7 protein-coding genes are annotated in these 11506 nt (G+C 75.4%); all 7 read right to left on the bottom strand.

Features of this window, described 5'->3' with window-relative positions; all coding sequences use genetic code 11:
• Positions 1–542: flavodoxin-dependent (E)-4-hydroxy-3-methylbut-2-enyl-diphosphate synthase (locus ACZ7LB_RS31315; RefSeq protein ID WP_471472992.1), on the bottom strand; the 542-nt coding region annotated here is incomplete at its 3' end.
• A gap of 488 nt (positions 543–1030) precedes the next feature.
• Positions 1031–2323 (bottom strand): M50 family metallopeptidase, encoded by a 1293-nt coding sequence (locus ACZ7LB_RS31310; RefSeq protein ID WP_471472996.1) that lies wholly within the window; start codon positions 2321–2323, stop codon positions 1031–1033.
• A gap of 8 nt (positions 2324–2331) precedes the next feature.
• Positions 2332–3588: a 1-deoxy-D-xylulose-5-phosphate reductoisomerase gene (dxr, locus tag ACZ7LB_RS31305; protein WP_471472990.1), complete on the bottom strand. Its 1257-nt coding sequence runs from the start codon at positions 3586–3588 to the stop codon at positions 2332–2334.
• Positions 3589–3763: 175 nt separating this feature from the next.
• Positions 3764–5710 carry an acyl-CoA dehydrogenase family protein gene (locus ACZ7LB_RS31300; protein WP_471472988.1) on the bottom strand — a complete coding sequence of 649 codons (1947 nt, stop codon included), beginning with the start codon at positions 5708–5710 and terminating at the stop codon, positions 3764–3766.
• 337 nt (positions 5711–6047) lie between these two features.
• On the bottom strand, positions 6048–7751 hold the full coding sequence (locus ACZ7LB_RS31295; RefSeq protein ID WP_471472986.1) for a (2,3-dihydroxybenzoyl)adenylate synthase: 1704 nt from the start codon (positions 7749–7751) through the stop codon (positions 6048–6050).
• Positions 7732–9792 (bottom strand): acetate--CoA ligase family protein, encoded by a 2061-nt coding sequence (locus ACZ7LB_RS31290; protein WP_471472984.1) that lies wholly within the window; start codon positions 9790–9792, stop codon positions 7732–7734. The genes ACZ7LB_RS31295 and ACZ7LB_RS31290 overlap by 20 nt, the downstream gene beginning before the upstream one ends.
• On the bottom strand, positions 9789–11360 hold the full coding sequence (locus tag ACZ7LB_RS31285) for an FAD-dependent monooxygenase (RefSeq protein ID WP_471472982.1): 1572 nt from the start codon (positions 11358–11360) through the stop codon (positions 9789–9791). The genes ACZ7LB_RS31290 and ACZ7LB_RS31285 overlap by 4 nt, the downstream gene beginning before the upstream one ends.
• Between the last annotated feature and the right edge of the window lie 146 nt (positions 11361–11506).

Below are 11506 nucleotides of genomic sequence, written 5' to 3'. Positions count from 1 at the left end.
TGCTCCTCGAACAGCGACGCCTCCCACAACGCCGACTCCACCAGCGCCTCCGGCGTCGCCCGCCCGTACTTCGCCAGCAGCCGCGCGTCCAGCGATCCCGCGTTCACCCCGATCCGGATCGGCGTCCCCCGGTCCGACGCCGCCCGCGCGATCTCCTTCACCTGGTCGTCGAACTTCTTGATGTTCCCCGGGTTCACCCGCACCGCCGCACACCCCGCGTCGATCGCCGCGAACACGTACTTCGGCTGGAAGTGAATGTCCGCGATCACCGGGATCTGCGACTTCCGCGCGATCACCGCCAACGCGTCCGCGTCGTCCTGCGTCGGACACGCCACCCGCACGATCTCGCACCCCGACGCCGTCAGCTCCGCGATCTGCTGCAACGTCGCACCCACGTCCGACGTCCGCGTCGTCGTCATCGACTGCACCGACACCGGCGCGTCACCACCCACCGCCACCGACCCGACCTGAATCTGCCGGGTCCTGCGGCGCTCGGCCAGCTTGATCGGAACGGACGGCATGCCGAGAGAAATCGCAGTCATCTGCTGTGCAACCCCAAGTCGTGGATCAAGGTCCGGCCCTCGTTCAGCGGCGGGCTCCGGCATTCGAGATTACGGCACGGAACCGAACGGCGGGCACACAGTGCACGACTGGTCCACACGTTGGCGTCGACCTGCGGGGAAAGGGGAGTGGGGGCCGCCCCGGGGGGACATGATCCCGGATTGGGCTTCTCGTCGGATGATCGGCCCGCCGTCGGCGCCGCCCCCGGCACCGGGGCGCGGTGTCCGGTTTCCGGACCCGGACGGCGGCCGGGCCCGGCCCTCGGCGCGGGCGCCGGAGGGACCCGGTGCCCGCGCCACGAGAGGGCCCGGGGTCTTTCGTTCGGATCGGGCCGGATCAGGGAGCGGGCCCTGGCACCGCGCCTCGCCGCGTCGTCGTCGGTCGCCAGGGCTCCGCCCTGACTCCCTCCTCCGTCTTCCGATGCACGGCACCGGACCCCGCGAGCCCGGCATGATCCAAACGAGAGGCCCTAGCTGATGCGCACCGGGTTGACCACGTCGGCCACCAGCACCAGCAGGGTGAAGCAGACGAAGACGCCCGCCACCACATAGGCCACCGGCATCAGCTTCGCCACGTCGAACGGGCCCGGGTCCGGGCGGCGCAGCACCCTGGCCGCGCCCCGGCGCAGCGACTCCCAGAGGGCGCCCGCGATGTGGCCGCCGTCCAGCGGCAGCAGCGGGAGCATGTTGAACAGGAACAGGGAGAGGTTGAAGCCCGCGACCAGCATCACGAACATGGCGAGCTGCTGGGTGGCCGGTATGTCGAGGGTGGCGATCTCGCCGCCGACCCGGGCGGCGCCGACGACGCCCATCGGGGAGTCGGGTTCGCGGGGGCCGTCCCCGAAGGCGGCGTCCCACAGGGCGGGAACCTTGCCGGGCAGGGCGGCGAGGGAGTCGACGGCGTCGCCGAGCCGGTCGCCCATCCACGTCACGGACTCGCCGAAGTCCTGCTTCACCACGCCGGTGGCCGAGCTGAAGCCGAAGAACCCGGCGGTGACGTACTGGTCCTCGACGATCCGGCCCTGGGAGTCCTTCTTGGCGACCTGGTTGGTGGCGATGGTCGCGTGGAGGGTGACCTCCCGGCCGTCGCGCTCGACGACGATCGGCACCTCGGCGCCGGGGTTGGCCCGGATCAGGTCGGAGAGCCGGTCCCAGGAGGCGGTGGGCACCCCGTCGAAGGAGACGATCCGGTCGCCCGCCCGCAGCCCGGCCGCCGCGGCCGGGGAGGGCTTGTCGCCGCCCTCGCACTTGTCGCGGTTCTCGCTCTGCGCGATCACGCACTTGGAGACGGAGCCGACGGTGGTCGTCTGCTGGGAGATGCCGAAGCCCATCAGGACGGTGAGGAACAGCGCCACCGCGAGGACGAGGTTCATGAAGGGGCCGGCGAACATCACGATGACGCGCTTCCACGGCTTGCGCGTGTAGAAGAGGCGCTTCTCGTCACCGGGCCGCAGTTCCTCGTAGGCGGCCGAGCGGGCGTCCTCGATCATGCCGCGCCAGGGCGAGGTGGAGCGGGCCTCCAGGCGGCCGTCGGCCCCGGGCGGGAACATGCCGATCATGCGGATGTAGCCGCCGAACGGGATGGCCTTGACGCCGTACTCGGTCTCGCCCTTCCTGCGGGAGAAGACCGTCGGCCCGAACCCCACCATGTACTGCGGCACGCGGATGCCGAACATCTTGGCCGTGGACAGGTGCCCCAGCTCGTGCCAGGCGATGGAGAACAGCAGGCCCACCGCGAAGAGCACGATGCCGAGGATGAACATCAGGATCGTCATGCACGGGCCTCCGCCGTCTGTGCCGCAAGTTCCCGGGCCCGGACGCGCGCCCAGGTCTCCGCTTCGAGGACGTCCGCGACGGTGAGCGGAGTTCCCGCGGCGGGGGTGCCGTGTTCGTCGACGACCCGGGTGACGGTCTCGATGATCCCCAGGTACGGCAGCGCGCCGGAGCGGAACGCCTCCACGCACTCCTCGTTGGCGGCGTTGAACACCGCCGGGGCGGTGCCCGCGAGCCGCCCGACCCGCCGGGCCAGGCCGACCGCCGGGAAGGCCTCCTCGTCGAGCGGGAAGAACTCCCAGGTGGACGCCTTGCTCCAGTCGAAGGCGGGGGCGGCGTCGGGGACCCGCTCGGGCCAGCCGAGACCGATGGCGATGGGGCCGCGCATGTCGGGGGGCGTGGCCTGGGCCAGGGTCGAGCCGTCGGTGAACTCCACCATGGAGTGGACGTAGGACTGGGGGTGCACGACGACCTCGATGCGGTCGAAGGGGATGTCGTAGAGGAGGTGGGCCTCGATCACCTCCAGGCCCTTGTTGACGAGGGTCGCCGAGTTGATGGTGATGACCGGCCCCATCGCCCAGGTGGGGTGGGCGAGGGCGTCCTCGACGGTGACCCCGGCGAGCTGCTCCCGGGTGCGCCCCCGGAAGGGGCCGCCGGAGGCGGTGACGACGAGTCTGCGCACATCGGCGCGGGTGCCCGCGGCGAGGGCCTGGAAGAGGGCCGCGTGCTCGGAGTCGACCGGGATGATCTGTCCGGGCTTGGCGAGTGCCTTGACCAGCGGGCCGCCCACGATGAGCGATTCCTTGTTGGCGAGCGCGAGGGTGCGGCCCGCCTCCAGGGCGGCGAGGGTCGGGGCGAGCCCGATGGAGCCGGTGATGCCGTTGAGCACGGTGTGGCAGGCGGAGGCGGCGAGCAGGGTGGCCGCGTCGGGCCCGGAGAGGATCTCGGGCCGCCGCTCCCCCGCGCCGTAGCGCGCGGCGAGGGCCTCCCGCAGCGCGGGGACGGCGTCCTCGCGGGCCACGGCGACGACCGGCACCCGCAGCCGGTGGGCCTGCTCGGCCAGCAGGGCGACCCGGCCGCCGTTGGCGGACAGGCCGGTGACGCGGAAGCGGTCCGGGTTGCGCAGCACGAGGTCGATGGCCTGCGTACCGATCGAACCGGTGGAGCCGAGGATCACCACGTCCTTCGGTCCGTCTCCCGCCACGGGGGCGTAGAGGAGGTGCGGGTCGGCGAGGGGTGCTGGACTGTCGCTCATCCCCCCATTGTTGCCGTACCCACCGGTCCGCGGGGACGGGGGCGTCAATCTCCCGGGACCCGCGTCGCCGGGTGCCCTCCGGGGCGGGGCCGGGCGGGCGCGGGCCGGGGTGGGCCGGGGTGCCGGTCCGGGCGCGGGGCGCCGGTCCGCCCCGGGGCCGGCACCGTGACGGCTGTCACCTGATCGGGCGGTGGAGGTTGGGCCGGGCGGTGGGGCCGGGGGTGGTGTCCGCGATCCAGGGGCCGTCGCCGGAGGGGTCGACGATGCCCTCCTCCAGCCAGGTGTAGACGCCGCCGAGGACACCCCGGACGACGGTGCGGTCGAGGTCGTCGGTGTTGTGGCGGAGGCGGCCGAAGAGTTCCTCGATCCGCAGCCGGGACTGGCGGCAGAAGGCGTCGGCGAGCTGGTATGCCTCGCGGCCGTGGTCGCCCTCGGCGCGCATCCGCTCGGCCCGGACGCAGGCGGCGCTCATGGCGAAGAGTTCGGCGCCGATGTCGACGATCCGGCCGAGGAAGCCCTGCTTGGTCTCCATCCGGCCCTGCCAGCGGGACATGGCGTAGAAGGTGGCGCGGGCGAGCCTGCGGGCGGTGCGCTCGGCGTACCGCAGGTGCCGGGCCAGTCCGGGGTGACCGGGAGGGTCGAACTCGGCGTAGGAGCCGGGAAGCTGGCCGGGGCCCGCGACCAGGCCGGGCAGCCATCTGGCGTAGAAGGCGCCCGCCCTGGCCCCGGCCCGTGCCTTGCCGGACAGGGGGGTGCCGGGGTCGATGAGGTCCCCGGCGACGGCGAGGTGGGCGTCGACGGCCTCGCGCGCGATCAGCAGGTGCATGATCTCGGTGGAGCCCTCGAAGATCCGGTTGATCCGCAGGTCGCGCAGCAACTGCTCGGCGGGGACGGCGCGTTCGCCGCGGGCGGCCAGGGAGGCGGCGGTCTCGTAGCCGCGTCCGCCGCGGATCTGGACCAGGTGGTCGGCCATCAGCCAGGCCATCTCGGAGCCGTAGAGCTTGGCGAGGGCCGCCTCGATGCGGATGTCGTTGCGGTTGTCGTCGGCCATCTGGGAGGAGAGGTCGAGGACGGCCTCCAGGGCGAAGGTGGTCGCCGCGATGAAGGCGATCTTCGAGCCGACCGCCTCGTGCAGCCCGACGGGCCTGCCCCACTGCTCGCGCGCCGCCGACCACTCGCGGGCGATCTTCAGGCACCACTTGCCGGCGCCGGCGCACAGGGCGGGCAGCGAGAGGCGGCCGGTGTTCAGGGTGGTGAGGGCGATCTTCAGCCCCGCGCCCTCGGGGCCGATGCGGTGCGCGGCGGGGACCCGGACCCGGTGCAGGCGGGTGACGCCGTTCTCCAGGCCGCGCAGGCCCATGAAGGCGTTGCGGTGCTCGACGGTGACGCCCTCGGAGGCGGCCTCGACGACGAAGGCGGTGATGCCGCCGGGGTGGCCGGGCGACTCGGGGACCCGGGCCATGACGACCAGGAGGTCGGCGACGACGCCGTTGGTGGTCCAGAGCTTCACGCCGTCCAGGACGTAGTCGTCGCCGTCGGGCACGGCGGCGGTCGCCAGGCGGGCCGGGTCGGAGCCGACGTCGGGTTCGGTGAGCAGGAAGGCCGAGATGTCGGTGCGGGCGCAGCGCGGCAGGAAGGCGTCCTTCTGCTCCTGGGTGCCGAACATCTTCAGCGGCTGCGGGACGCCGATGGACTGGTGGGCGGAGAGCAGCGCGCCGACGGCCGGGCTGACCGAGCCGACCAGGGCGAGGGCCTTGTTGTAGTGGAGCTGGGTGAGACCGAGGCCGCCGTACTCGCGGTCGATCTTCATGCCGAGGGCGCCCAGCTCCTTGAGCCCGGTGACCACCTCGTCGGGGATGCGGGCGTCGCGTTCGATGACGGCGCCGTCGATCCGCGTCTCGCAGAAGTCGCGCAGGGCGGCGAGGAAGGACTCGCCGCGCCGGGCGTCCTCCTCGGCGGGGAGGGGATGGGGGTGCAGCAGGTCGAGGCGGAAACGGCCGAGGAACAGCTCCTTGGCGAAGCTGGGCCGGTGCCAGTCCCGTTCCCGGGCGGCCTCCGCCACCCGGCGGGCCTCGTGCTCGGTGACGGCGGGCCGGGAGGAGGGGGTGGTGGTGGCGGACATGAGGGTCACCTCGCCGCGTATCGGCATGGAAGGGGAGGTACTGGTCGGTGCTTCCCGATCGTGTGTACCCCTCCCGCCACGCCCCCACCACCCCGGACACCGCCGTTCGGCCGAGCACGGACGGGCACGGCCCGGCCCTGCGGGACGGTCCCGGGCAGGGCCGGGCGAGCGGCGGGGCCGGGCGGCCCTGCGGGGTGAGGGCCGCCGTGATGGAGCGGCGGGCACTCCCCGAAGGCGGGCGGAACCGGAGGGTGGGCGGGACCGGAGAACGGGTGGAACCAGCGGGTGGGCGCGGCCCGGCGGGCCGTGCCGCGGCCGGGCGCGGCACGGCCGGTGCTCAGGGTGCCGCGCCCTCGGCGAGCCGGGCCGCGATGTCCGCCCGCAGCGCCTTCTTGTCGATCTTGCCGACCTTGGTCCAGGTCAGCTCGGCGACGGTCACCAGGTGCTCGGGGAGCTTGAACCGGGCGATGTCGGCGCGCTCCAGCAGGGCGCGGACCTCGTCCAGGGTGACCGTGGCGCCGGGGCGCGGGACGACGTAGAGGCAGACCCGCTCCCCGAGCACCGGGTCCGGCATGGCGACGGCGGCGGCCTGGCTGACGCCGGGGACCCGCTGGTAGACGAGGTTCTCGACCTCCTCCGCGGAGATCTTCTCGCCGCCCCGGTTGATCATGTCCTTGTCGCGGCCCTCCACGACGAGGTCGCCCCCGGGGGTGCGGCGGCAGATGTCGCCCGAGCGGTACCAGCCGTCGGCGGTGAAGGACCCGGCGTTCTGCCCGGCGGCCCGGTAGTAGCCGCGCGGGGTGTAGGGGCCCCGGGTGAGGAGCAGTCCGGGGGTGCCGTCGGGGACGTCCCGGTCGTCCTCGTCGACCAGCCGCACCTCGTCGGCGGGGCTGAGCGGGCGGCCCTGGGTGGTGCACACCACGTCGTCGGGATCGTCCAGCCGGGTGTAGTTCAGCAGGCCCTCCGCCATGCCGAACACCTGCTGGAGGGTGGCGCCGAGCACCGGCCTCACCCGGCGGGCGAGTTCGTCCGCGAGGCGGGCGCCGCCGGCCTGGAGCACCCGCAGCCCGGCCAGCGGCCCGGCCCCGTGCTCCGCGGCGTGCTCCAGCCACCGGGCCACGACGGCGGGGACCACGGCGGTGTGGGTGACGCCCTCGGCCGCGATCACCTCGAAGGCCCGCGCGGGCTCCGGCGAGGGCAGGGTGACGACGCGTCCCCCGGCCAGCAGGGTGCCGAGGATGCCGGGGCAGGCGAGCGGGAAGTTGTGGGCGGCGGGCAGGCCGACCAGGTAGACGGTGTCCGCGCCGACCGCGGCGACCTCCGCGCTGGCGCGGGCGTTGTAGGCGTAGTCGTCGTGGGTGCGGGCGATCAGCTTGGGCAGTCCGGTGGTGCCGCCGGAGAGCAGGAAGACGGCGACGTCCCCGGGGGCCGGGGCGTGGGCGTCCAGCCGGGCGCGGTCGCCCTTCGGGTCGGTGGCCGGGGCGCACAGGGCCCGCAGGTCGACGCTGCCGGGGGCGAGGTCGTCGCCCGCGACCAGCACGTGCCAGCCGGCGCCGGTCGCGGCCCGGACCTCGTCCGCGAGCTGGTGGCCGAGGCGCTGGTGGTCGAAGTCCCGGATCCGGTCGGGCACGGCGATGGCGACGGCCTCGGCGTGGACGGCCAGGTGGCGCAGTTCGGTGCGCCGGTGGGCGGGCAGCGCCATCACGGGCACGATCCCGGCGCGCAGGCAGGCCAGGGTGAGGACGACGAACTCCCAGCCGTTGCCGAGCTGGACGACGATCCGGTCCCCGGGGGCGAGGCCGAGGTCCAGCAGGCGGACGGCGGCGGCGTCGGCCCGGTCGGCCAGTTCGCCGTGGGTGAGGCGGGTCCGGGTGCCGTGCGGCGCCCCGGCGTCCACGAGGGCCTCGGCGCCGGGCGACCGGTCGGCGGCGCGGCGCAGCAGCGTGCCGAGCGGCACCCCGGCCCAGTACCCCTCGGCGCGGTAGCGGGCCGCCTCCGGCGCGGGCCAGGGCACGGTGTTCTCAGCGATCGGCGTGGGCATCGTCGGCCTCCCTGGTGATGACGACGGCGTCGAGTGCGACCAGTCCGCGCGCGGTCAGTCGCAGGGGGTTGACCTCAATCTCGTCGAGACCGGGGCCGGTGGCGAGCAGGTCGCCGAGGGCGGCGACGGTCCGGCCGAGGGCGCGGCGGTCCAGGACGGGGCCGCCGCGCCAGCCGTCGAGGAGGGCGTGTCCGGCCAGTTCGGCGGGCATGGCGGCGGCCTCGGCGGGGGTGAGCGGGGCGAGCCGGACGGCGACGTCGGCCAGCGCCTCGGCGGTGGTGCCGCCCAGCCCGAGGAGCACCACCGGTCCGAAGACGGGGTCGCGGCGGGCCCCGACGACGAGGTCGACCCCGGCGGGGGCCATCGCCTCGACGAGGTAGCGCCGGGCCCCGGCGGCGTCGAGGGCGTCCAGCGCGGCGTCGAGGGCCGCGGGGGTGGCGACGTCCAGGTGGACTCCGCCGATCTCGGTCTTGTGCAGGACCCGGGCGTCGAGGAGCTTGACGGCCACGGGTCCGCCCAGGGCGGTGAGCGCGGCGTGCGCCTCGGCCCGGTCGGCGCAGGCGCGGCGGGGCATGGTGGCGATGCCGAGCCGGCCGAGGAGTTCCTTCGCCCCGTGCTCGTCGAGGGGGCCGGTGACACCGGCGGGGACCTCGGCGCGGTCCGGTGACGGTCCGGCGGGGACCCGGGCGCGGGCGTCGGCGAGCAGGGCGCCCGCGGCGGCGGCCGTGCCGCGCGGGTCGGCGGCCACGGCGACGCCGGCGTCCCGCAGCGCCCGCCGGACGCGGATGACCTCCTCGCCGGTGCCGCCGAGGCCCAGGACGAGGGGGACGCCGTCGGTGGCGCCCGCCGCGGCGGCGGCGACGAGGTCCACCGCGCCGGGCTCGTGCAGGGCGTAGGCGGCGATCACGTCGACGCCGGGGTCGGCGCCGACGGCGGCGAGAACGCGGCCGAGCGCGGGGCCGGGGCGGCCCGTGTCGACGGGGTTGCTCTGGTAGGTCAGCGGGGGCAGCAGACCGCCGAGGGTGTCGCGGGTGGCGCCGGTCAGCTCGGGGACGCGGGCGCGGCGTCCGCGCAGGTCGTCCAGGAGCAGCAGGCCGGGGCCCGCCTGGGCGGTGACGACGCCGACGCCCGGGTCGCGGTGCGGGCGGGCGCGGGTGACCGCGAGGGCGCCGACGGCGTCGGCGAGTTCGCGTTCGTCGTCGACGAGGACGGCCCCGGCCTGGGCGAGGGCGGCCCGGGTGGTGCGCCAGGAGGTGGCGAGCGCCCCGGTGTGGGAGGCGGCGAAGGCGCCGATGTCGTGGCGGCCGACGACGAGGGCGACGACCGGCAGGCGGGCGGTGGCGCGGCGGACGGCGTCGACCAGCCGGGGGCCGTCGGCGACGGATTCGAGGTGGAGCGCGACGGCGGCGGTGGCCGGGTCGGCGGCGAGGTGGTCGAGGACGTCGGGCGCGGTGACGCCGGCGCCGTTGCCGAGGCCGACGGCGAGGCTGAGCCCGTGCCCGGCCTCGGCCAGCAGGAAGGCCAGGGCGTGGTTGACGCCGCCGCTGGCCGCGACGACGGCGATCCGGCCGGGTTCGACGTCCCCGGCGCCGGGGACGAAGCTGGCGGTCACCCCGGCGTGGGGGGCGAGGAAGCCGCTGGTGTTGGGGCCGAGGAGGCGGATGCCGGTGGCGGCCGCGGTCGCGGCGAGCCGGTCCTGGAGCGCGGCGCCCTCCGGTCCGGTCTCGGCGAAGCCGCCGCCGCAGATCACGGCGGCGCGCGCGCCGGCGTCGGCGGCCTCGGCGAGGACGCCGGGGCAGGCGGCGGCCGGGACGCAGAGCACCGCGAGGTCGACGGGTCCGTCGGCGGCGGCCTCCCGGACCGTGCCGTACATGGTGGCGTCGCGGTCGTTGACGAGGGCCAGGTGGCCCCCGGCGGCGGCGAACGGGGCCAGCGAGCGGGCCATGGCGGCGCCGAGCTTGCCGGGGCTGCGCGAGGCGCCGACGACGGCGATGCCGCGCGGTGCGAACAGCGGGTCGAGGGGACGGGCGGGGGCGTTCACGCGGGCACCGCCACGAGGTCGGCGCGGCCGGAGAGCACCGCGGTCAGGGCGAGGTCGCGGTCGGCCCCGGGGTCGATCAGCAGGGCGGGCAGCCCCTCCGCCATCCGGGCCTGTTCGCAGACCAGGACGCGGGTCAGCGGGGTGCCGCCGTGCACGGCGACGAGGTCGGGGCCGCCGGGTCCGCCGAGCGCGGCGAGCCGGGCGTGGACGGCGGGCAGGCCGGCCTCGCTGTCGGGGGCGGCCACCAGGGCGCCCCAGGGTCCGGCCGACGGGGTCTCGGACAGGGCGAGTTCGCCGGTGCCGCGGACGGCGGCGGGGGTGCCGTCGGCGCGGGTGACGAGGGGGACCAGACGTCCGGGGGCGGACCAGTGGGCGCTCTCGAAGGGCGTGTCCAGGGGGGCGGCGCCGTGGGTCCGGGCCCAGCCGAGGTGGCTGGCGCCGACGAAGCCGGGGGCGCGGCGGGCGAGCCGGGCGTCGGTGATGCTGCGGGAGAGGAAGTGGTAGGCGAACTGCCAGGGGGCGAAGGTGTCGTGGTAGCGGCCGAAGTGCTCCCACCAGGACAGGCTGGGGCGGGCGGAGTCCTGGATGCGGCGGACGGAGGGCTGGGCGGCCCGCTCGTAGGCGGCCAGGGCGGCGGGGAGGTCGCCGGGGTGGGCGGTGAGGGCGTCGGCGAGGGCGATGGCGTCCTCCATGGCCATCTTGGTGCCGGAGCCCACGGAGAAGTGCGCGGTGTGCACGGCGTCGCCGAGCAGGACGACGGGGCGGGGCTCCAGGGTGTGCCAGTGGCGGGTCCGGCGGGTGCGGAAGCTGCCCCACCGGGAGTTGTTGGTGAGCAGGCGTCCGCCGTCGATGTGGTCCGCGAACAGCTTCTCCAGGTAGTCGCGGGAGCGGGTGTCGCTGGGGCCGGGCGGCCGGGTCACGTCGAACGCGTCGAGTCCGGCGCGCCGCCAGGACTCCTCGTCGGTCTCCACGATGAACGTCGAGACGCTGTCGGAGACCGGGTAGCCGTGCACGGCGAACACGCCGTCGGGGCCGCGTTCGTGGATGAAGGTGAGCCCGTCGAAGAGGTGGTCGGTGCCGAACCAGATGAACTTGGCGGCGGCGGTCTCCACCTCGGCGCCCAGGGCGGGGGCCAGTTGCTCGCGGAGGGCCGAGCCGGTGCCGTCGGCGGCGACGACGAGGTCGTAGCCGGTCAGGTCGTCGAGGCCGACCTCGGTGGAGAAGCGCAGGTCGACGCCGACGTCCCGGGCGCGGTCCTGCATCAGCAGGAGCAGGGTGCGCCGCGCGACGGCGGCCATGCCGTTGCCTTCGCAGCGGATCCGCTCGCCCTTGAGGCGGACCTCGATCTCGTCCCAGTGGCGGCCGTGTTCGTCCAGCGCCCGGCGCAGGACGGGGTCGGCCTCGTGGATGCCGGCCAGGGTGCGGTCGGAGAACACGACGCCGAAGCCGAAGGTGTCGTCGGCGCGGTTGCGTTCGAAGACGGTGACCTCGGCCGAGGGGTCCGCCCGGCGGATCAGGGTGGCGAGGAACAGCCCTCCGGGCCCGCCTCCCGCGACTGCGATGCGCATCGAAAGCTCCTTGCTCTGGTGGTGCCGGCGGACCGCGCGCCCGCCGCCGGTCGTCGGGGGCGGGCGCGCGGTCGGAACGCCGGAGGGTGGTGCGGGCGCGCGGGACCGGGGGCACCCCGCGGACGGGGTGCCCTTCGCGCGAGGGG

This window comes from Streptomyces sp. NPDC107521 (genome assembly GCF_055598485.1).
This window is presented reverse-complemented; position numbering and strand designations above follow the sequence as displayed.

Coding starts and splice junctions, on each gene's coding strand:
- ACZ7LB_RS31295 (WP_471472986.1), bottom strand. CDS start 7,751: ATGCCCACGCCGATCGCTGAGAACACCGTGCCCTGGCCCGCGCCGGAG.
- ACZ7LB_RS31310 (WP_471472996.1), bottom strand. CDS start 2,323: ATGTTCATCCTCGGCATCGTGCTCTTCGCGGTGGGCCTGCTGTTCTCC.
- ACZ7LB_RS31285 (WP_471472982.1), bottom strand. CDS start 11,360: ATGCGCATCGCAGTCGCGGGAGGCGGGCCCGGAGGGCTGTTCCTCGCC.
- dxr (WP_471472990.1), bottom strand. CDS start 3,588: ATGAGCGACAGTCCAGCACCCCTCGCCGACCCGCACCTCCTCTACGCC.
- ACZ7LB_RS31300 (WP_471472988.1), bottom strand. CDS start 5,710: ATGTCCGCCACCACCACCCCCTCCTCCCGGCCCGCCGTCACCGAGCAC.